Here is a 20,970-nt window from a genome sequence, read left to right on the forward strand (position 1 = left end):
ATTTATAAAATCGTGACACTTTTATTAAGTGTTTATTTCTCTTGGAAATTAAGATTTTCGAGTAAATTGATCTGTGCCTCAATTAACGGATTCTGGGTTGATAGAAGGATCAACGATTTGAAAGTGTCACTTTAAACAGAAGGCCATTTAGCGAATTTAGGGGCAATTTTGATAAGAAATCGAAGACTTTTCGGCTTATTTTTCGAATTGTTAGTTAAAAGAGGGAAGGGGAATCGGGCACTTGTTTGGCACAGAGCACAAAATCTGCTGGATGAAAAAAGCCAGCGACGGGTCACTGGCTTAGATTAACTTAGTTTGTGCAGGCTACTGAATATAGGTAGGCAACTGCGACACTTAATTATGGTACGTGGCTAACGTCACTATAGCGAATTACTGCTTTTTACCGCCAACTTGAACATATTCAATACCAATAATACGGTTGATAACACCCAAAACAGAGGTCGTATCAGAATTTGTTGATGTAACGGTATCGACGGTTGCGCCTTCAGGAACCAATTCCATTGCACGATCTTGAGTGTTGCCCGGAACTTGGAAGCCTACAATGTTGAAGCTCTCAGCGTGCGCTGTGTAAACTTCTTCATTGTGGTTAATACCTGAACAACCTGCTAGAGAAACAATGCCTAAAACAACTAATAACTTTTTCATAAAAATACCTTAAGAATGATTGGAACCGAGATGGCAAGGCACAAAAGCAGTGTCGTGATTATCAAGATTCAATAAGTTCATGGGAGACAGCATCTCCCGACCGATGTTGAACATTATTCCAGAGGTGTTTTGTAGTTACTGTATGGGTTTGTCAGCTGAATCATTACACAGCTGAATGGTAATGGTGAATACCGCACCCTTTAAGGCTTGGCTCTGACCTACCTCCACGGTAGCGCCGTGTTGAGCACAGATCTTCTCGACGATAGACAGCCCTAAACCATGGCCGCTCTTGGCTTTGTTACGCGCTTTGTCGCCAACGTAAAAGGGTTCGAACAGGCGAGCTTGATGTTCTTGAGCCACACCATCACCGTCATCGTGTACCGCAATCTGTAGCTGATCTTGATGCACGGTCGCTGCAATCGACACTTGTGAGCGTGCGAATTTCATTGCGTTACGCACTAGGTTATCTAGTGCTCGGTTGAGTAGTGTTTCATCCGCCATTATTGAGCTAGGTTGCGCTGGTAGTGAAAGGTCGATGTTGAGTTGAGTGTCTTTACTCCAACGCGTCATTGCGTGGTCGAGAAAGTCTCGAATCTCTAATGGCTTTTTTAAGTTTTCTAGGTCAGTGCTATCGAGTTTGGCGTAATACAATAGTTCATCGACCATCTTTTCCATCTCTTCCGTGTCTTCGACAATACTCTCAATCGTGCTTTCTTGCTCTGCGTTTAGCTGGGTGTCTTTCAACATTTCAGCTTGCCACTGAATACGGAATATTGGCGTACGCAGTTCATGAGCGACAGCATTAGTGAGTGAGCGATTACTTTCTACCAAGCGATGAATTCGGTCGGCCATTAGGTTGAAGGATTTGTTCAGTGAACCAATCGCAATACCACTTGAAGTCTCGGCTCGTGTCGAGAGATCGCCCTCCGCAAAACGCAGAGTGGCAGCCTCAAGCTTTTTAACTCGGCGGAAGATAATAAATAGATGACATAACCCATATAAGATAAAGCTCGCTAAAAAGAACAACCAAATGAGGTCATCCTCCAACTCTATTTTTTGCCTAACGAACGCTTCACTGTTGGGGAGGTAGTGATAGGTATTGTCACTGCTTGCTAAGCGAAACCATAGGTCCCGTTCATCATCGTGAAAAACAAAGGTATTCGGATTCGTGCTGAAGAACTCTGAAACGGGGCTGGGTATTTCATCGTCTGGGCTGAATGTAACCAATTTATTTCGTGTGGTTTCTACAAACTGGTTTATCGCTTGATGAGCCGCTTCAAGGCCTTGATTTTTAGCGATGTTCTCGATCAATTGCTGGTGGGCAGCCGCTTCGTAATCTTCCAGTACGTATTCGTAGTCGGTATTGAGCTGATAGACGCTAATCTCGTAGGCGACAAGGCCGGCCATAAAGCAAACTAACAGCCCTATTAAGGACTCTAAAAAGATACGTCGCATAATCGCTCTCTTTTATTACGCTCGTATTGAGCGAGGTTAACGCCAGGCGGTCGAAACAAATAAGTAACCCTTCCCGCGAATGGTCTGAATTTTCTCTGCTGGTGTGTGGTCGTCGCCCAAAATCTTTCTTAGACGTACAACCTTGTTGTCAATCGTCCGGTCTATTCCGTCGTACTCAATCCCGCGCAATGTTTGCGTCAAGTAGTCACGAGATAACGGCGTGTCTGGGTTGCTTGCCAATAACCAAAGTAGGTCAAACTCGCTGTCAGTGAGTGATAAAACCGCACCTGAAAGTTCACACTTCTTATAAGTGTTTTTCAGAACGAGTTGATCGAACTGAAGGGTGTCTGAGTCATCGACTGAAGCGGTATTGGTGTCTTGGCGGCGTAATAGCGAACGAACTCTGGCCAGCAGAACTCTTGGTTTGATTGGCTTGGTGACATAGTCATCAGCCCCTGTCTCTAAACCAGCGACGTGGTCAAAGTCGTCATCGCTAGCAGTGAGCATCAAGATTTTACCTTTATAGTGCGTACGCGTCTGTCGGCAGATTGTAAGTCCATCAGTTACAGGAAGCATCAAATCCAGCAGTACGATGTCAGGTTGCTCCGTGAGGATGGTGTGTGCGGCATCACTGCCATCGTCCAACACCGTGACATCAAAATCTTGCGCGACGAAGTAGTCCTGCAACATTTTCTGAAGTTTCAAATCGTCTTCCACGATGATCATTTTAGGTTTTGTCATTCCATTATCAGCCTTGTCGTGCGTTTCACTTATTGAGATTAGGTGAGCGAGTCTTCGTCGTGATAAACCATTACGATTATACGCTATTGCATATAAGTTCAGATGCTTCGCCAAATACCTAAAGCGAATGATTAAACACTTTATAAGTTAGTTCAATGATGAATTGGCATTTATAGGAAAATAAAAAACATCGTTCAAATAGGCTCGACATTCTCATACATTTCCACGACAGATAAATTCAGCGCTAAACAATAGAATTTTCTCATCAAACATTTTGGGAATAACGGTATGAACGACTATAGAAATGCATTACTGGCGTTGCCTTTGATTCTGTTAGCGGGCTGTAATTCAAGCTCTAACTCAGGTAAAGCTGCCACCAAAGTGCAAGCAAAACCTCAAGCGGATTACGTATTTTCATCAGCGAAACTGGGTGAGTTGTATAAAGAGCGACAAGAGGTCCAAGAATCCATAAAACTTGATTACAACGGTGTGCAGTATGAAATCGTTCTGTTTGCGGAAGATATTAGTGATAAGCAAAAAGTGGTTAGGCTTGCGGATAGTTTAGGTCAGAGTGTGGATCTGTACCTCCCTGATGCAGGGGCTGACGATTGTGCGATTTACAGTGAGGGTAAGCTTTTTGATTCATTTGCTTGTGGTGTTGCTCAACGTTCAATCGGCAATGACACCACGTTAATTAACACGACGACGAATACTCATAAACCCGTCGAGCTTGAGTATCACAATGAACTGGTTCAATACGTGACTAGCCTTGGGTCTACCATTCTGAGTAACACTAAAAGTGGGAACAAGGTAACGATAACCACCTCGTTTGCTTTCAACGCTTTTTACCGTGATGTGCTCAACGAGACTGGCGCTGTTGATCGCATTACTTCCACTCTAGGCGCATCAACCTATTCTCAGCTTTTTGATATCGTGAAATTGTATCAAGGCAGTGAGATGACGTTGAAGTTTACCAACCATATTGGTGGCAGCGCTGACGATGATATCAATATGTACACCGGGCGCATGATCCACAGTAACAACATGACGACGATCGTAACGCCTACGGGGGCGGTGTTCTCTGGCGGCACGGATCTTTTCGCTGCGGGTAACCCACGAGTTTTGCAACGAGCAGATACCACTAAAGCCATTGAGCTTAATAAGCAGGTTGGTGTGCACAGTTGGGCTGAGGATGATAAAACAGCCAAAGACTTCCCATACACGAACGAAAGCCATCGCAAGCAAGCGACCTACTTTAAAAAGGTAATGGGAGACAAAGGAATCGACTTCTATATCTTCACGTTGGATTCTGCTCCGGCTTCTGGCGAACACTGGGTGACTAAGGCTGAGTCAGATAAATACGGTTTCATCACACGCATTGAGTAGCTTAGGCTTGCAATAACATTAGAAACGACTGAGAAGGTTGGTGATGACGCTGTTGTCGCCAACCTTTTTTGTTCATTTTTTGATTCGTTACCTGTGTTGATTGTGGATTTCCTTGTCTTAAATTTCAGTATGAAAATTCCTTGATACTTCCTTTCCACTCCCTCCCCAAAAAGTTTCTACAAGGACTCTCACTGATTGATTCTTGAACTTTCTAAGCAAAAACATTTGACCAATAACTATCACACCTCAAATCTTTAATTGTTTTCGTTAGTTCTCTAAATGATATTTAATTTATTGTTTTATAATGGTTTTTGTTGATTTGAATGCTGTATTGTTACGAGTTTGTTTTAAATAATCATTTGAACCCTAACTAAATTTCTGTCATTTTATATTTAACTGAACGTTCAATATAAACTAAAAGGACTAAGAAATGCCGAAGGTTGGGATGCCTGATATACGTAAACCACAGCTTGTTCAAGCCACCATGACGGTGATTGATCGAGTGGGTTTGCATGCCGCGAGTATTGCGTTGATCAGCAAAGAAGCGGGAGTCTCCACTGGCATTATTAATCACTATTTTGGTGGAAAGCATGGGCTGCTCGAAGAGACCATGCGTGAAATCCTTCGTCAACTTTCCAATACCATCACCACGTCACTAAAAGCACTTCCTGTTGATGCTCACCAACAGAGAATTAACGCGATCATCGATGGTAACTTCGAAGGTTACCAAGCTGAAAATAAGGTCGCGAAGGCGTGGTTGGCATTTTGGTCATATTCAATGCATGACGAGCAGCTGAAAAGACTGCAACGTGTGAATGAAAAACGTTTGATTTCACACTTACGTCTTGAGTTGAAAGGTATTTTGAATCATGAACAAGCGGATCTCGTTGCTCACGGGATTGCGTCTCTGATTGATGGTTTGTGGCTGAGAGGCACACTAAACCCAGATGGTATCGATGCTCAAAAGGCGCGAGCCATCATCAATGATTATCTAGATAAACAACTTACGTTCTACTCGTGTCACAGCAAATAGATCGCAGTGGTAGCGTTAGACCTTGAGCTAGACCTAGAGCAAGAGCTAGAACGACCACTATTCGCACCCAATACTCACATATAGACCAGTAGAGTCTAATAACAATAATTAAGTCAGAATCTCAAATGGAAATGAACTCGTTATACATCGATGGCGCAGCGGTTAAAGCAACCTCTGGTGAAACCTTTGATAGCATTAACCCTGCAAACGGTGAACCTATCGCGACGTTAGGCCAAGCATCTTCAGCGGATGTCGACAGTGCTATTGAATCTGCGAAACGCGGATTTGCGGTATGGTCTGCAATGACCGCTGTGGAACGCAGCCGCATTCTTTTGAAGGCAGTGGAAATACTTAGAGCTCGAAATAATGACCTTGCAAACCTTGAGGTTGTTGATACGGGCAAGCCGCTGCAAGAAGCAATTGAAGTGGATGTGGCGTCTGGTGCTGATGTTATTGAATACTTTGCTGGCTTGGCACCAACGCTACAAGGCGACCAACAACCGCTGAGCGAATCTCAATTTTTCTACACTCGCCGCGAGCCGCTAGGCATCTGTGCGGGCATTGGTGCGTGGAACTACCCTATCCAAATCGCGATGTGGAAATCGGCTCCGGCATTGGCTGCGGGTAACGCGATGATTTTCAAACCTTCAGAAGAGACTCCGCTCACAGCTCTAAAGCTTGCAGAGATCTTTACCGAAGCTGGTCTTCCTGATGGCGTGTTCAACGTGGTTCAGGGCGATTACCGTGTTGGTCAGATGCTAACGGCGCACCCAGATATCGCGAAAGTATCGTTCACGGGCGAAACCGGTACCGGTAAAGCGGTAATGGCAGACAGCGCTAAGACGCTGAAATCAGTCACCATGGAACTTGGCGGCAAGTCACCGATGATCGTGTTTGATGATGCGAAATTGGATGATGCAGTTTCAGCTTCGATGGTGGCTAACTTCTACACCCAAGGCGAAGTGTGTACTAACGGTACTCGCGTTTACGTTCATGAAAATATCTACAACGATTTCATCGACCAACTTAAAACACGCACTGAAAAGCTCATCATTGGTAACCCAATGGACATGGAGACTCAGATCGGCGCGTTGATTTCTAAAGAACACCTTTCAAAAGTCCTTGAAGCCATTGAGCTAGCTAAACAGTCGGGCGCAACCCTGCTGACGGGCGGCTATCAAGTGACAGACAACGGCCTCGAAAACGGTAATTTTGTTATCCCAACCGTGTTTGTGGATTGCGAAGACAACATGCCTCACGTTCAACAAGAGATCTTCGGCCCTGTGATGTCAGTGTTGAAGTTTTCGGACGAAGACGATGTGATTCGCCGTGCAAACGACACCAAATACGGCCTTGCGGCTGGTGTGTTCACGCAAAACCTTTCTCGTGCGCACCGTGTTATTCACCAAATGCAGGCGGGTATTTGTTGGGTTAATACGTGGGGTGACTCACCAGCAGAAATGCCAGTTGGGGGTTACAAGCTTTCGGGTATTGGCCGTGAAAATGGACCAGAAACTCTACTTCACTATACGCAGACTAAGAGCATTCTTATTGAACTTGGCGACTACGCCAGCCCTTATGCCTAACGCGTAACACTCAATTTTATGGGTTAGCTTAACAGAGCTAGCCCTACTGACTCATCTCAGGGAAATCAAAACATGGAACAACGCTACGATTATATTATCGTCGGCGCGGGTTCGGCCGGCTGTGTGTTAGCGGATAGGCTAACGGAAAGCGGTGAACATAGCGTTTTATTACTGGAAGCTGGTGGCACGGATAAGAGTATTTTTATCCAAATGCCAACCGCGCTTTCTTACCCAATGAATACTGAAAAGTACGCTTGGCAATTTGAAACAGAGAAAGAACCGGGCCTTGATGGACGTGAACTGCACTGCCCACGTGGCAAAGTGTTAGGCGGCAGCTCATCGATCAACGGCATGGTTTATGTTCGTGGCCACGCGTGTGATTTTGACCAATGGGAAGAAGAGGGTGCAGCGGGTTGGAACTATCAAGCATGCTTGCCTTACTTCCGCCGCGCTGAATCATGGAACAAAGGCGGTGATGAATACCGTGGTGACAATGGCCCTGTCGGCACTTGTAATGGTAACGATATGGAGCTTAACCCGCTTTACCAAGCATTCATCGATGCAGGTAAAGACGCTGGTTACCCAGAAACCAACGATTACAACGGCTACCAGCAAGAAGGCTTCGGCACTATGCATATGACGGTAGACAAGGGTGTTAGAGCCTCAACCTCTAACGCTTATTTACGTCGAGCATTGAAGCGTTCAAACCTGACCTTGAAGAAAGGTATCGTGGCGCGTCGTTTCTTACTTGAAGCACAAGACTTAGAAGGTCAATCAGGCTTGAAAGCGGTTGGTGTCGAGTTTGAAAAGTCAGGCAATACCCAGGTGGCTGTGGCGAACAAAGAAGTGATCTCTTCTGCGGGTTCTATTGGCTCGGTTCAACTGCTGCAGCTTTCTGGTATCGGCCCGAAAGCCGTGCTTGAAAAGGCCGGCGTTGAAGTTAAACACGAACTAAGCGGTGTCGGTGAAAACCTTCAAGATCACCTAGAAGTGTACTTCCAATATCACTGCAACGAACCGATCACACTCAACAGCAAGCTTGGCTTGGTGAGCAAAGGCATGATTGGCGCGGAATGGATTCTGACTCGCAAAGGTCTGGGTGCTACTAACCACTTTGAATCGTGTGCGTTCATTCGCTCTCGTAAAGGATTGAAGTGGCCAAACATTCAATATCACTTCCTGCCAGCAGCGATGCGTTACGACGGACAAGCGGCCTTTGATGGTCACGGTTTCCAAGTACACGTTGGGCCTAATAAGCCAGAAAGTCTCGGTACGGTTGCGATCACTTCTGCTGATCCGCATGCCAAGCCAGAGATCATTTTCAACTACATCTCGACTGAGCAAGACCGCCAAGATTGGCGCGATTGTATTCGTCTAACGCGTGAGATTTTGTCTCAACCAGCAATGGATGCTTACCGAGGTGAAGAGATTCAGCCGGGTCTAAGTGTGACTTCCGATGAAGCAATCGACGAATGGGTTAAACAGAACGTGGAAAGTGCGTACCACCCTTCATGTGGCTGCAAAATGGGCGCTGATGATGATCCAATGGCAGTGCTTGATGAAGAGTGTCGCGTTCGCGGCATTGATAATTTACGCGTTGTCGATTCGTCTGTTTTCCCTGTTATTCCAAACGGCAACCTTAACGCCCCGACCATTATGGTGGCTGAGCGTGCTTCCGATTTGATTTTGGGTAAGCCAATGCTCAAAGAGCAGGACGTTCCAGTGTGGATTGCACCTGAATGGCAAGAGAAGCAAAGAATCAATAAACCAGTAAGAGAAGCGTAAGCCTCTGTTATTGAGATAAAAATAATAAAAAGTAACAACCAAAATTAGTCAAAAGTCAGCAAAACTGCCCTGATTAGTATGAGTTAGGGCAGAAAAAGGAAAGATAAAAAGGAATCATTATGACGACTCAACATAAACAAACCGCTACAAAAAAGGTATTAGCAACATTAGCCATCAGTTCATTTGCATTTGGTGCTAACGCTTCTATTGAACCACAGCAATGTGAAAACGTCCGCTTCGCTGATGTAGGCTGGACTGACATTACCGCAACAACCGCCGTTACTTCTGAACTATTAAAAGGCCTTGGTTACAAAACCAAAACCGACCTACTTTCAGTACCGGTGACATACTCTTCAATGGCGAACGGCGATATTGACGTATTCCTAGGCAACTGGATGCCAACCATGGAAGGCGATATTGCTAAGTACCGTGAAGAGGGCACGGTTGAAACCGTTCGTGCCAACCTTGAAGGCGCAAAATACACGCTAGCCGTACCAAAATACGTGTACGACTCAGGTGTAAAAAGCTTCGCCGACCTAGCAAAACATGCCGACAAATTTAAAGACCGCATCTATGGCATCGAGCCGGGTAACGACGGTAACCGCCTAATACAATCAATGATTGATTCAGACGCGTTTGGCTTGAAAGATTTCAGCCTAGTGGAATCAAGCGAAGCGGGCATGGTGTCGCAAGTATCTCGCGCTGCTCGTCGTAGCCAGTGGATCGTTTATCTAGGTTGGGCGCCGCACCCAATGAACAGCAATGTTGAGATGGAATACCTATCAGGTGGTGACGACTTCTTCGGCCCTAACTACGGCGGCGCGAATGTTTACACCAATGTTCGTTCAAACTACCTGTCTGAATGTGCAAACGTCGGTCAACTTCTGCAAAACCTAGAGTTCACACTAGAGATGGAAAACCAGTTGATGGAAGAGATTCTTAACCAAAAAGTGAAGCCAGAAAAAGCGGCTCAACAATGGTTGAACAATAACCCTCAACAAGTTGAAGCTTGGTTAGACAACGTAAAAACGCATAAAGGTGAATCAGCGACTCAAGCGGTTACTGAATACCTAAAACAAGTTAAAGCTTAGTTTTACCTACCTATCGTTCTATTTATCAAAGCTCTATAAATAAAAAAGGTGGGCTTGCCAATTGTCTATTGGTTTGAAGTAGCCCACCCATAATAAAAGGCAATATTGTGAATTTTATTACGGAAAACAAAATCCCTGTTGGTCAATGGATGGAAGCGGGTGTTGATTGGCTAACAATCAATGCAGCAGGACTCTTTGACGCTATTTCGATTTTTCTAGAAACCGTCATTATGTTTTTAGTCGATGTATTTAAGTGGATGCCACCGGCTTTACCAATCGTGATGACCGCGGCGATTGCATGGTATTTACACCGTAAACCCTCGCTTGTGATTTTCGTGGTTGCAGCTTTGCTGACTATTTTAAACCTTGGCTACTGGCAAGAAATGCTGGAAACCTTTGTCCTCGTGTTTGCAGCGACAACGATTTCCGTATTAATTGGCGTACCAGTTGGCATTATGGCCGCGCATCGCCCTTGGTTGTATACGGTGCTTAGACCCATTCTTGATTTAATGCAGACGGTTCCAACGTTTGTGTATCTGATTCCGACTTTGGTTTTATTCGGCTTGGGCATCGTTCCTGGCTTAATCTCGACCATCATATTTGCCATTGCCGCGCCAATTCGTTTGACCTACTTAGGTGTAACCAAAGTGCCTGAAGAGTTGATTGAAGCGGGTAAAGCGTTTGGTGCAAGCCGCATGAAATTGCTGATGAAGGTCGAATTACCGGCGGCTCTACCAAGCATCATGGCGGGTGTAACTCAATGTATTATGTTGTCGCTTTCGATGGTGGTTATCGCCGCCCTTGTCGGAGCTGACGGACTTGGTAAACCTGTTGTTCGTGCATTGAACACAGTGAACATCTCACAAGGTTTTGAAGCCGGGTTGGCGATTGTATTAGTCGCTATCATTCTTGATCGCTTGTGCAAAACACCAAACCAGAAGGAAGCTTAATCATGTCTAACTCTCAGGGAAAAAAGACAATGGACGCGATTACCATTAAGAATCTCGATGTTGTGTTTGGTAATAAATCGAAACAAGCGCTTGAGCTACTCGACCAAGGTAAAACTCGCCAAGAGATCATTGATGAGACTGGCCAAGTGGTTGGCGTAGATAATGTGTCGCTGACCGTTGAAGAAGGCGAGATCTGTGTATTGATGGGTTTGTCTGGTTCTGGTAAATCATCTTTGCTTCGCGCAGTTAACGGCTTGAACGAGATCAGCCGTGGTTCACTGACAATCAAAGACGGTGACCAACAAGTCGATTTAGCACAGTGTGATGAAGCGACTCTGCGTCATCTTCGTACTCACCGTGTATCCATGGTTTTCCAAAAGTTTGCTTTGATGCCATGGCTTAATGTATTAGACAACGTAGCGTTTGGTCTTGAAATGCAGGGTGTAGCGAAAGATGTTCGTCGTGCAAAAGCGCGTGAGCAATTAGAAATGGTCGGCCTGGCGGAATGGGAAACCAAATTTCCACATGAGCTTTCTGGCGGCATGCAGCAACGTGTTGGTTTGGCGCGCGCGTTTGCAATGGACACCGACATTCTGTTGATGGATGAACCGTTTTCGGCGCTTGATCCACTGATTCGTGCTCAGTTGCAAGATGAACTGATCACACTGCAAAGCAAACTCAACAAAACGATTTTGTTCGTGAGTCACGACCTAGATGAAGCACTGAAGATTGGTAACAACATCGCGATCATGGAGTCAGGAAAGCTGATTCAACACGGTAAGCCTGAAGAGATCGTATTGACGCCAAAAACAGAATACGTAAAAGACTTCGTTGCTCATACCAATCCATTGAATGTGCTTAAAGGTCGCTCTTTGATGCAGCCTCTTGATTCACTAACGCAAGAGAATGAAAGCTGGAAGATCTGCGATTCTAAAGATCTCTGGATTGAACAGAGTGAAGGTGCTTTATCGGTGAAAGGTGAATCTGCTTTGGCGCTTGTCGAGTGGAGTGAATCTGACGACTTAACTGCAATCAGCGAGTCGAGTGTAGTTGTGGCAAGCCCGGAAATTGGCATGCGTGATGCGATTAAGCTCAAGCAGATCAGTAACCACCCGATTTTGCTGGTGGAAGACAATCAACTGGTCGGTATTCTGGATAACAGCGAGTTTTACAACGCACTAACGGGTAATTTTCAGATGAATACAGCCGCGTAAAATTTCGTTTTCCAGCTTGGCGATTAGGGCTGGTTTTTTATTAGGTGGAGAGGGTTAAGTCTCTTTACCTCTATGATTATTAAAATATATTATTCTTTGAGTTTGTATTCTCTGGTTCATTATTTTTGTCTTCATTGAAGCTTTCATTTCCCCTTCATTAAGCAAAAGTGCCGTACCACGCAAGTTTAGTGGTGTAGAAAAGATTGAGAATAGTATGAACATCAGTACAATGCGGAAAAATCAATGAAGTAATTTATCAATTTACAGTGTAATTCGAGCGCGCGTGACGTAATCACTCGAGACATTTCATCGCTTCGACGCTGTAAAACCATTCACAGTATATTAGTACAAAGGTCTGCATCTTGGACAAACATGACGAAATCCTGGTCGCTATTCGCCAAATTATTCGCGCTATCGATTTACACTCGAAGAAGCTGAGTAAAGAGTATGGTTTGACTGGCCCTCAATTAATCTTAATGAGAGCAATCCAAGAAATGGGTAATGTGACGATCAAAGAATTGTCTAATCACACCAATGTAAGCCAAGCCACCACAACCACGATCATCGATCGCTTGGAACTGAACGGCTATGTACAACGTGTTCGCAGCTCGTCAGATCGCCGCAAAGTACACGCAAACCTGACTGAAAAAGGTCAAGAGTTGCTAAACAATGCGCCACCACCGCTGCAAGATAACTTCGTTAAAAAATTCCAAAACCTAGAGCCGTGGGAGCAAAGCTTACTGCTTTCTTCAATGCAGCGAGTATCATCAATGATGAACGCAGAAGACATCGACGCCGCTCCAGTACTTCAACTTGAAGGCATTGCAAACGTAGCCAAGAGCTAACCTTATTTATAAATTGTTTATTTAGAACAACAACTTAAATAATTGTCAAATGGTCGCACTAAGCGGCCATTTTTGATCCTGCCATTTAAAATCTCTATTTGCCCTGCGTGTTAGTTACGCCTTCTTATTTTAAATTCCCCTGACTTTTTGCCCCGTTTGTAGCCGCCTCATTGGATTGTCATCAAAACTCCATTGACGATTCTCTGACAATAAAACACTAGACCGACCGGTCTGTTGCGTATTGTTGTGTGCTCATCTTAACCACGAGGTGATGTATGAAACACGAATTGACGCCAACACAAATGACCATGACGTTGAACAGCATGCAGGGAGCTTTTGCACAGAAACCGATGCCAGCGATATCGGAGAGAATTGAGCATCTGCTCGCACTTAAATCTGCGCTAATCGATTACACAGATCGTTTGTGTGTAGCCGTGAGTGAGGACTATGGTCACCGTAGCCGACAAGACACTTTGATGGCTGACATATTGCCTTGTATCGGAAATATTGATCACAGCATTGAATGTTTGCCTCATTGGTCGACATCTTCAATTCGTCATTCCGGCCCATTGCTTTCAACCTCTCGTGTTGAAGTGGTTTATCAACCCAAAGGCGTCGTCGGGATTATTGCTCCGTGGAATTTCCCGATCATGTTATCCGTCGGCCCGCTTATTTCGGCTCTGGCTGCAGGCAATCGCGCCATGATCAAGATGAGCGAATTTACCCCAGCGACGAACCAAGTATTAACAGCGCTATTGGCGGAAGTTTTCCATGCCGATGAGGTGTGCTTGGTTGAAGGTGAGGTAGAAATCGCAGCCGCATTTTCGGCGTTGCCGTTTGATCATCTTCTGTTTACAGGGTCAACCCAAGTGGGTCGCCAAGTGATGAAGTCAGCGGCTGATACGCTAACCCCAGTCACGCTAGAGCTGGGTGGAAAGTCGCCGGTTATCGTTGCAGAAGACATGCCGATGGATATTGCGGTAGAGCGAATCATTTATGGTAAAAGCCTAAACAACGGCCAAGTGTGTGTCGCTCCAGATTACGTGCTACTCCCTGAAGATAAGCTCGAAGCCTTCATTCTGGAGTACAAAAAACAATACCAACAGCTGTTTGATGAAGGGATCTACTCTGAGAGTTTAACCTCGCTCATTAACCCTCGCCAATGTGATCGTATTGCTGGTTTATTGAATGAAGAGCAGGAAGCAGGGACACGAATCGTTGCTTGCCATGATGAAGCGATGGACCTAGATACTCATCGGTTGGTGACACATTTGATCGTTGAACCAAGCCTGTCATCCAAGGTGATGAACGAAGAAATTTTCGGCCCATTATTACCTTTGATTACGTATCGCAATGTCGAAGAGGCGTTCCAAGTCATCAATAGCAAACCAAGGCCGTTAGCACTCTACCTGATGAGCTTTGATTTGAGTTTACAGGCTCAGGTTAAGCACCAAGTTCACTCCGGTGGCATGTGTATTAATGACTGTGTTTTCCATTTAGCGGTTGATGACGCGCCGTTTGGTGGCATTGGCGAATCAGGCCAGGGCAACTATCACGGAAAAGAAGGTTTCCTTACTTTCTCCCACGCCAAAACAGTCTTGGAAACGGGTTTAGATCATCGAGTTAAGCATCTGTTTTCAAAAGAAGACAACGAATTAAAAACAGCAGTGATGGGCATGCTTGGCCAGTAAATCACTGTTGGTATGACACTGTTTATTTTTCAAAAAGTTATTTTCACGAAATTATTTTAAGAGGTTACTTTTATGTTGGAACGTTTTTTTGAACGTACGATCAAATCGTATTTGATGATTACAGGTTTCTTAACAGCGACGGCATTTTCCACTTTCCTAGCGCCAGATTGGAGTATGCAGACGCTGTTCTCGTACAACGATACCATGATGGAAAACAAAGAGTATTTGCTCGGTACTTATCAACACTGGGGTGTGGTGGTTGGCTGTATTGGTGTGTTGTTGATGTTCTCGGCGAAGTACAAATCGCTGCGTACCTCAACCATGATTTACAGCGCATTTGAGAAGTCGATGTTTGTTGGCATCTTCTTATACAACGTGTGTATCAACGATTATGAGTGGTTCTATGGCTGGAGCTCAAGAGTATGACCCCGCGCTCGACTTATTACATTGGATGTCGCAAGCCGCGCATTAATTCAAATCTTAACTCAGGTTACTCACAGAAAAAGTTACTCGCAGAAAAGTTAATTACTGAAACAAGTTAATCACAGAAATTGGAGAACGTCTTATGCAGACATTCAAGAAATCTTTAGTCTTCACTGCAATGGCGGCGGCAAGCAGTGCTGCTCTTGCGGCTGAATCAGAAAAACCGAATATTGTTGTTATTGTTGGCGATGATGTGGGCTTTGCCGATACACAGCCTTATGGCTCAGAAGCGGATACCCCAAACCTAATGGCGCTGGCTGAAGAGGGGGTTAAGTTTACTAACTTTCACGCGTCACCAACCTCATCGGTAACGCGCTCTATGATGCTAACCGGAGCAAACAGTCACGAGGTTGGGCTAGGCACCTTTGATTATGCCGTCTATCCGGGCGCTATTGGTAAGCAGGGTTATGAAGGTTACCTCACCAAGAAAGGTGTTACGGTCGCCACGTTGCTTGAAGAGAGCGGCTATAACACTTACCTCTCTGGTAAATGGCATTTGGGGCACGAGGATGGCTTCCTACCTGATGATCGAGGTTTTGGTGAGAGTTATGGTATTTTAGCGGGCGGTTCGAATCACTTTAACCGAGATATGATGTTCCGAGCCAAAAACGCTGCGACAGCGGATGCGCTGCAAAAAGGCGATATTCCCGGTGTTGAAGTTGAGCCAACTTACCGCAACGGTGAAGTGGTTGAGGATAAATACAAAGGCGAGTACTCAGACCAAGTTTACACCAACGAGATCATCAAGATGATCGACAGCAAAAAAGACGACGGCAAGCCTTTCTTCGCTTACGTCCCATTCACCGGTATTCACCTGCCACTGCAAGCGCCTGAGTCTGCCTATCAAGATAAAGTCGATTACTACGTTGAACATGGTTGGGACTCGGTTCGAGAAGATCGTTTCCAACGCATGAAAGAGATGGGTGTGATTCCAAAAGACGCCGATATTTCAGATCGTAATGCATTAAGCCGCCCTTGGGACTCGCTTTCTGAGAAAGAACAAAAGTGGTACGGCAAGAAAATGGCTGTCGCAATGGGCATGATGGAGATGCAGGACCAACAAGTCGGTCAGATAGTCGATTATCTGAAAGAAATCGGGGAATACGATAATACCTACATCATGTATCTAGCGGATAACGGCCCAGAAGCGGCGGATATTACCGGTGAAAACATCAGTGACCTGATCCGAACGTGGACCGCTCATCATTTCGATAATTCGACCGAAAACTTAGGTAAGGCGAACTCCAGTGTGTCACTTGGTCCTGAGTGGGCAAGCGCTTCAACCGGCGGCCTATCTTGGTACAAAGCTTACACAGCAGAGGGCGGCATCCGTGTGCCGTTTATCGTTAAGCCAGCCAAAGCGCTTTTAGAAGGTGAAGATGCGTTGCAACCGGGAACTCAAACAGACGACTTATCACAAGTGAAAGACATTGCAGCCACGATTCTTGAGATTGCAGAGGTCGATCATCCAGGAACCGAATATCAAGGTCGAGAAGTGGCGCCGATGAGTGGTGTGAGCTTGTTGCCTTACTTCAAAGGGGAAACGGCAGACGTGCACAGTGCCAACAATGCGATTCCATTTGAATTGTTTGGTAGCGGAATTCTGCTTAAAGGTGATCATAAGATCATCCGAATTTCTACGGGAATGGGCGGTGACAGTGAGTGGCACTTATACAACACCAAGAAAGATCCAGCTGAGCAACATGACTTGAGAAATGAAATGCCAGATCTGTTCCTTGAAATGGTCGCTGAATATCAAGAATACGAAAAAGCGCAAAATATCGTCCCGGTTGACGAAGCGTGGAACCCGTTTGAAAACGTGAAATAGAGGAAAAAACCACTCGGCCAACCTAATGCCATCAAGCTTGGTTGGCCGATGAACACCGTGTAAAGGAATTACGAATTGTTTTAGCTAATACAATAACTTTTACATCGAGGCACTCTTCATGACGACATTATCGCTATCAAACTTGAGTTCAGTTCCGCAGTTCAATGGCAAAGCACACAGCAAACTTCAGGCGTTAGCAAAACCGATTGGGGCGGTGTGTAATATCAGTTGCACCTACTGTTATTATTTAGAAAAACAACAGCTGCTTGAATACCCAAAAGGCTCTCAATATACGATGGATGAAGTTCTGTTAGAGCGTTATATCAAGCAATATATAGAAGGGCAGAATACGCCTGAAATCATCTTTTCTTGGCACGGTGGAGAGCCTACCTTGTTGGGGGTTGAGTACTTTCAAAAGGTCGTCGAGCTGCAGAAAAAATATTGTCCTAGCTACAGCAAGATTAGCAATGACCTTCAAACCAACGGCTCGTTACTGAATGATGCGTGGTGTGAGTTCTTTAAGAAAAATAACTTTATCATTGGCGTGAGTATTGATGGACCAGAGCACCTACATAATCACTACCGAACTAACCGTGCAGGCAAAGGCACTTTTTCTCAAACAATGCGTGGCATTCGCTACTTGAAACAACATAACGTCGAGTTCGCGACTCTAAGCTGCGTGAATGATGTGACAGGTAAGTATCCATTAGAGGTCTATCGCTTTCTACGCGATGAAGTGGGTTCGAAGCAATTGCAGTTTATTCCTGTCGTCGATAAGCGCGAAGCTCACACCAACAATAAATGGTTGAGCAACCAACAAGCGATCATTCCCGTATCAGGCGAGGTTGAACCGTGGAGTGTCGGCTCTGCGCAATGGGGACAATTCCTCACTACCGTTTTTGATGAGTGGTTTGAACACGATTTTGGTCGAGTGTTAGTGCCGTACTTTGAAAATTTTGTCGGTGTAAGGATGGGCAGAGAAAGCACCATGTGCACGCTGAGTGAGATCTGCGGCAAAGGGTTAGCGGTTGAGCCCAATAGCGATGTGTACTCATGTGACCATTATGTATTTCCTGAATTTCAGTTAGGTAATATTCAGGAACAAGCACTTTCAACTTTAGCCTTTTCGCCAAAGCAGCAGAGTTTTGGGTTCGCCAAACAGAAGTCTCTGCCGAAACAATGCCAAGCCTGTGAGTTTAAATTTGCATGTCATGGCGAATGCCCCAAAAACCGTATCATCACAAGCCGAGATGGTGAGGCGGGGTTAAATTATCTCTGTGAAGGTTGGCTGAGCTTCTTCAAGCATATCGACCCTGTTATTAAGGACTTATTCAAAGCCAATAATATCCCGTCTCGTCTGGGGTAACGGAGTAAGCGTGAATGGATTCAATCAAGATTTAAGTTAGATAGAAGGCTCGCTAAATTGTGCGAGCCTCTTGGTATTTGGTATTTGGTAACGGGTATCTAGTCAGTCGATTCTTGTACTGGGCTCATGGCAAGAATGGTTTCATCCATGGCATTGTTTAGAATCGAACGGTTGCGCTGCATAGCGGCCATGAGCGTTGAGCCAAGCCATAAGCCATAAAGCGTGCGAGATAGTGATTCAGGATCTACGATATTGAAATCACCCGCTTCATTGCCTTCTTCGAATAGCTTAGCCATACGTAGGATTATCTTTTCTGAACCCTCTGCCATGGTTGATTGTAACGAATTAGCTGTTCCTGCTACCTCTCCGGCTAGTTTTACCACAAGGCACTGAATATTGAAGTCTTCAGTCAACTTCGACGCGCACCAAAATTCGAAATAGGCTTTAACGCGATCACGACGAGAAAGCGACTCATCACTGAGAAAGTCATCTAGCTTAGCGAGATGCTCATCAAAGTAGTTAGTAAGAAGGATTTCACCAAAGTGTTCTTTGGATTTGAAGTAATGGTAAAAAGAACCCTTCGTGCCTTCCGCTTGGTTGATGATTTTCATCAGGCCAACACCAGCAAACCCGTGTTCATTAATAAGGCTAAACCCTGCATCGAGCATAGCTTGTCGCATGTCTTTCATTGTTCTTACTCTTTATGCTGAGAATGAGGAATAGTGTAACGAGCAACATACCAACCGTCCAGTCTAGCGCGTTAGGACGCGGTCAATAATTGATTCGTTCCGTCAAAGTAACATTTTCTCTTATTGGCACTTCTAAGCGACAAAACTTTTTTCAAGATAAGCACATCCTATAAATCGAAAATAACAACCTTAAAGGGCTTGTTTAGTGCCTTAAAATGGCTAAATCAGGGTGTTTTAAGTTACTGTTTTTGTTGGTTTTTAATTTGGTGTTTTCTTAAGATCGCAATGGTAGTCTTAGCTTAATTTCTTTAGGGGGCTAAATGGACACCAATAACAGCACTTATCATCACCACAGTTTTGCTCAGCAAGACTTATCAGAGCTTACATTTACAGCCTGCACGTTTATCCGTTGTGATTTCAGACGTTCGAACTTACGTGATGCAACGTTTATTAACTGTAAGTTTATCGAACAAGGCGATATTGAGGGATGCCACTTTGATATTGCCGACTTACGAGACGCAAGCTTCCAGAATTGCCAGTTGGCGATGGCGAATTTTAGCAACGCGAATTGCTACGGTATTGAGTTACGTGATTGTGACCTGAAAGGGGCGAACTTTACTCGTGCTAACTTTGCCAACCAGGTAAGCAATAGAATGTATTTTTGCTCCGCGTATATTACGGGCTGTAACCTGTCATACGCCAACTTGGAGCAAGCTTGTTTAGAGAAGTGTGAGTTATTTGAAAACCGCTGGATAGGTACTTACCTTGGCGGAGCGTCACTAAAAGAGTCCGATCTTAGCCGAGGCGTGTTCTCGGAAGATGTATGGGGGCAATTTAGTATGCAAGGGGCGAATTTATGCCATGCTGAATTAGAAGGGTTAGATCCTCGCAAAGTAGATACAACAGGAATCAAAATTGTCGCGTGGCAACAAGAACAACTGCTTGAAAGCATGGGTATTGTGGTGATGCCTGATTGATAGCTGTAATTTCTAACTACAGGCTATTTGGAATATGTAAGAATTCGCTATAGAAGAAAAGCCCAAAGCTAATAACTTTGGGCTTTTCCGTATTTGGTAACCAGCATTTTATAATGAATTTTTAAAAAGAGAATGCTTGGTGATAGAGAACTGATTGGTTGATTAATGCATGCCTGAGCGCATTTTGTCGGCGAGCGCAAAGAAGACAAAAACGACGAAACAGACTAGAGCAGCACACAGTGAAGTTAAGATGGTTGTGGCGTCTTTTGAAATCAATGGAATGGTGATAGAAGCTAGCGCTATCAACATAACAAGGATATGAACAATTCGACCCGGAATTGGATTTTTATGACAGAATGAAGCCCAGAGGTAACGCATTTTCAACACCAGTATAAAATTAGTGGTTTTATTCTATTTTCTTAGTGAGTATTTTGTAAATAACAATTGGTTACAATTGGTTGTAAATATGATCTAAGTCGAATTAGTATTAAACCAGTTAAATAACAGCAGTTTATTGATCTTTTATTGAATTTTAACTTTCAAAATGAACATCATAATATTCCGTATTCTTTGGAATGCTAAGTCAAATATTATTCGAATTTTTGTTTTTTGACTTAAGATCTCATTTATTGAGTGTTCTGTTAAGAGACCGTTTGCGTACAGGTATTGGTGGCGTAACTATCAAGCGAATTAGAGTCATCCTAGAGCCTGTTATTCGTTTTATGTTATTTATCAAAGTGACTCCTCAAATTGAGAGCGAAGTAATCTTGTGAATTTTTCGGTTTGATATACTCAATATTCATTCGATAAAGATGATGGAGATGATATGTCGAAAACCGCGAAGATCATTAATGAAGATAAGCTGGTAAAAAAAGCAGTTGAAGTCGGTTTTAAGATGGCTAAGCTACAAGGTTTTGATTTGTCAAATTCATCCCAACCGATAAAGGTTAAAGCGGTGTACTTGTTCCTTGTTGAAGTCAATCAGATCACACCGTTACCGGACGATAAGCTTGATGGCGCGAACATCAAGAAGCGTTTAGCACTCTGGCTTCATAAGGCACTGCCGGACAATGACCCGCTGAAGTAAACTTGTATTACCTCATTTTTTATATTTGAAACCTAGCGATTTTTCGCTGGGTTTTTTGCTTTATGGAGCAGTAAAAATAGGTTCATCGCGGATTAGC

Annotated in this window: 18 protein-coding genes and 2 pseudogenes; 15 read left to right on the forward strand and 5 right to left on the reverse strand. The window is 44.5% G+C overall.

The features are described 5' to 3' along the window. Window positions 1-390: 390 nt before the first annotated feature. The 3 genes from AB4154_RS09555 to AB4154_RS09565 form a co-directional block, all read right to left on the reverse strand. Window positions 391-666: a hypothetical protein gene (locus AB4154_RS09555; RefSeq protein ID WP_004732471.1), complete on the reverse strand. Its 276-nt coding sequence runs from the start codon at window positions 664-666 to the stop codon at window positions 391-393. Between the two features lie 135 nt (window positions 667-801). Next, entirely contained in the window at window positions 802-2,121 is a 1,320-nt protein-coding gene (locus AB4154_RS09560; RefSeq protein WP_372122814.1) for a sensor histidine kinase, read from the reverse strand. Window positions 2,122-2,157: 36 nt separating this feature from the next. Continuing rightward, window positions 2,158-2,862 carry a response regulator gene (locus AB4154_RS09565; RefSeq protein WP_029235682.1) on the reverse strand — a complete coding sequence of 235 codons (705 nt, stop codon included), beginning with the start codon at window positions 2,860-2,862 and terminating at the stop codon, window positions 2,158-2,160. Between the two features lie 288 nt (window positions 2,863-3,150). Between AB4154_RS09565 and AB4154_RS09570 the strand changes: the two genes are divergently transcribed. From AB4154_RS09570 to AB4154_RS09630, 13 genes and pseudogenes are all read left to right on the forward strand, one after another. Continuing rightward, entirely contained in the window at window positions 3,151-4,248 is a 1,098-nt protein-coding gene (locus AB4154_RS09570; protein WP_372122815.1) for an alpha/beta hydrolase, read from the forward strand. A gap of 430 nt (window positions 4,249-4,678) precedes the next feature. Further along, window positions 4,679-5,281 (forward strand): transcriptional regulator BetI, encoded by a 603-nt coding sequence (gene betI, locus AB4154_RS09575; RefSeq protein ID WP_004732441.1) that lies wholly within the window; start codon window positions 4,679-4,681, stop codon window positions 5,279-5,281. Between the two features lie 125 nt (window positions 5,282-5,406). Next, window positions 5,407-6,867: a betaine-aldehyde dehydrogenase gene (gene betB, locus AB4154_RS09580; RefSeq protein ID WP_136978621.1), complete on the forward strand. Its 1,461-nt coding sequence runs from the start codon at window positions 5,407-5,409 to the stop codon at window positions 6,865-6,867. 72 nt (window positions 6,868-6,939) lie between these two features. Beyond that, window positions 6,940-8,652 (forward strand): choline dehydrogenase, encoded by a 1,713-nt coding sequence (gene betA / locus AB4154_RS09585; RefSeq protein ID WP_372122816.1) that lies wholly within the window; start codon window positions 6,940-6,942, stop codon window positions 8,650-8,652. A gap of 119 nt (window positions 8,653-8,771) precedes the next feature. Next, window positions 8,772-9,743, forward strand: coding sequence for a choline ABC transporter substrate-binding protein (locus tag AB4154_RS09590; RefSeq protein ID WP_017070132.1), 972 nt, complete (start codon window positions 8,772-8,774; stop codon window positions 9,741-9,743). Window positions 9,744-9,850: 107 nt separating this feature from the next. Then, complete coding sequence (gene choW, locus AB4154_RS09595) at window positions 9,851-10,693, forward strand: choline ABC transporter permease subunit (RefSeq protein ID WP_102333552.1); 843 nt, start codon at window positions 9,851-9,853, stop codon at window positions 10,691-10,693. 2 nt (window positions 10,694-10,695) lie between these two features. Next, window positions 10,696-11,907 carry a choline ABC transporter ATP-binding protein gene (choV, locus tag AB4154_RS09600; protein WP_102428886.1) on the forward strand — a complete coding sequence of 404 codons (1,212 nt, stop codon included), beginning with the start codon at window positions 10,696-10,698 and terminating at the stop codon, window positions 11,905-11,907. Window positions 11,908-12,269: 362 nt separating this feature from the next. After that, entirely contained in the window at window positions 12,270-12,752 is a 483-nt protein-coding gene (locus AB4154_RS09605; RefSeq protein WP_017061075.1) for a MarR family winged helix-turn-helix transcriptional regulator, read from the forward strand. A 275-nt stretch (window positions 12,753-13,027) separates the two neighbouring features. Beyond that, window positions 13,028-14,443, forward strand: a complete 1,416-nt coding sequence (locus tag AB4154_RS09610; protein ID WP_372122817.1) for a coniferyl aldehyde dehydrogenase — start codon at window positions 13,028-13,030, stop codon at window positions 14,441-14,443. A gap of 72 nt (window positions 14,444-14,515) precedes the next feature. Continuing rightward, window positions 14,516-14,857: pseudogene (locus AB4154_RS09615) on the forward strand (hypothetical protein); the annotation flags it as partial. Beyond that, window positions 14,847-14,915: pseudogene (locus AB4154_RS09620) on the forward strand (sel1 repeat family protein); the annotation flags it as partial. The pseudogenes AB4154_RS09615 and AB4154_RS09620, both read left to right, overlap by 11 nt. Before the next feature lie 93 nt (window positions 14,916-15,008). Further along, window positions 15,009-16,754: an arylsulfatase gene (locus AB4154_RS09625; RefSeq protein ID WP_372122819.1), complete on the forward strand. Its 1,746-nt coding sequence runs from the start codon at window positions 15,009-15,011 to the stop codon at window positions 16,752-16,754. A 118-nt stretch (window positions 16,755-16,872) separates the two neighbouring features. After that, window positions 16,873-18,120 (forward strand): anaerobic sulfatase maturase, encoded by a 1,248-nt coding sequence (locus AB4154_RS09630; protein WP_372122820.1) that lies wholly within the window; start codon window positions 16,873-16,875, stop codon window positions 18,118-18,120. A gap of 98 nt (window positions 18,121-18,218) precedes the next feature. Here the strand turns inward: AB4154_RS09630 and AB4154_RS09635 are convergent, their stop codons facing one another. Next, window positions 18,219-18,809, reverse strand: coding sequence for a TetR/AcrR family transcriptional regulator (locus tag AB4154_RS09635; RefSeq protein WP_372122822.1), 591 nt, complete (start codon window positions 18,807-18,809; stop codon window positions 18,219-18,221). Window positions 18,810-19,129: 320 nt separating this feature from the next. On the opposite strand from AB4154_RS09635, the gene AB4154_RS09640 reads away from it, so the two are divergent. After that, the gene (locus tag AB4154_RS09640) at window positions 19,130-19,786 is read left to right on the forward strand and encodes a Qnr family pentapeptide repeat protein (RefSeq protein WP_372122824.1); all 657 of its coding nucleotides are present in this window, start codon (window positions 19,130-19,132) and stop codon (window positions 19,784-19,786) included. Between the two features lie 162 nt (window positions 19,787-19,948). Here the strand turns inward: AB4154_RS09640 and AB4154_RS09645 are convergent, their stop codons facing one another. Continuing rightward, the gene (locus tag AB4154_RS09645) at window positions 19,949-20,164 is read right to left on the reverse strand and encodes a hypothetical protein (RefSeq protein WP_029235681.1); all 216 of its coding nucleotides are present in this window, start codon (window positions 20,162-20,164) and stop codon (window positions 19,949-19,951) included. A gap of 448 nt (window positions 20,165-20,612) precedes the next feature. Between AB4154_RS09645 and AB4154_RS09650 the strand changes: the two genes are divergently transcribed. Next, on the forward strand, window positions 20,613-20,873 hold the full coding sequence (locus tag AB4154_RS09650; protein WP_372122826.1) for a DUF5062 family protein: 261 nt from the start codon (window positions 20,613-20,615) through the stop codon (window positions 20,871-20,873). The last annotated feature ends 97 nt before the right edge of the window (window positions 20,874-20,970 follow it).

This window comes from Vibrio sp. 10N.286.51.B11 (assembly GCF_041469245.1).
Taxonomy (GTDB): Bacteria; Pseudomonadota; Gammaproteobacteria; order Enterobacterales; family Vibrionaceae; genus Vibrio; species Vibrio crassostreae_C.

Excerpts from the sequence above, each read along its gene's own strand:
- AB4154_RS09555 (WP_004732471.1), bottom strand. The coding sequence starts at position 666 with ATGAAAAAGTTATTAGTTGTTTTAGGCATTGTTTCTCTAGCAGGTTGT.
- AB4154_RS09560 (WP_372122814.1), bottom strand. The coding sequence starts at position 2,121 with ATGCGACGTATCTTTTTAGAGTCCTTAATAGGGCTGTTAGTTTGCTTT.
- AB4154_RS09565 (WP_029235682.1), bottom strand. The coding sequence starts at position 2,862 with ATGACAAAACCTAAAATGATCATCGTGGAAGACGATTTGAAACTTCAG.
- AB4154_RS09570 (WP_372122815.1), top strand. The coding sequence starts at position 3,151 with ATGAACGACTATAGAAATGCATTACTGGCGTTGCCTTTGATTCTGTTA.
- betI (WP_004732441.1), top strand. The coding sequence starts at position 4,679 with ATGCCGAAGGTTGGGATGCCTGATATACGTAAACCACAGCTTGTTCAA.
- betB (WP_136978621.1), top strand. The coding sequence starts at position 5,407 with ATGGAAATGAACTCGTTATACATCGATGGCGCAGCGGTTAAAGCAACC.
- betA (WP_372122816.1), top strand. The coding sequence starts at position 6,940 with ATGGAACAACGCTACGATTATATTATCGTCGGCGCGGGTTCGGCCGGC.
- AB4154_RS09590 (WP_017070132.1), top strand. The coding sequence starts at position 8,772 with ATGACGACTCAACATAAACAAACCGCTACAAAAAAGGTATTAGCAACA.
- choV (WP_102428886.1), top strand. The coding sequence starts at position 10,696 with ATGTCTAACTCTCAGGGAAAAAAGACAATGGACGCGATTACCATTAAG.
- AB4154_RS09610 (WP_372122817.1), top strand. The coding sequence starts at position 13,028 with ATGAAACACGAATTGACGCCAACACAAATGACCATGACGTTGAACAGC.
- AB4154_RS09625 (WP_372122819.1), top strand. The coding sequence starts at position 15,009 with ATGCAGACATTCAAGAAATCTTTAGTCTTCACTGCAATGGCGGCGGCA.
- AB4154_RS09630 (WP_372122820.1), top strand. The coding sequence starts at position 16,873 with ATGACGACATTATCGCTATCAAACTTGAGTTCAGTTCCGCAGTTCAAT.
- AB4154_RS09635 (WP_372122822.1), bottom strand. The coding sequence starts at position 18,809 with ATGAAAGACATGCGACAAGCTATGCTCGATGCAGGGTTTAGCCTTATT.
- AB4154_RS09640 (WP_372122824.1), top strand. The coding sequence starts at position 19,130 with ATGGACACCAATAACAGCACTTATCATCACCACAGTTTTGCTCAGCAA.
- AB4154_RS09645 (WP_029235681.1), bottom strand. The coding sequence starts at position 20,164 with ATGCGTTACCTCTGGGCTTCATTCTGTCATAAAAATCCAATTCCGGGT.
- AB4154_RS09650 (WP_372122826.1), top strand. The coding sequence starts at position 20,613 with ATGTCGAAAACCGCGAAGATCATTAATGAAGATAAGCTGGTAAAAAAA.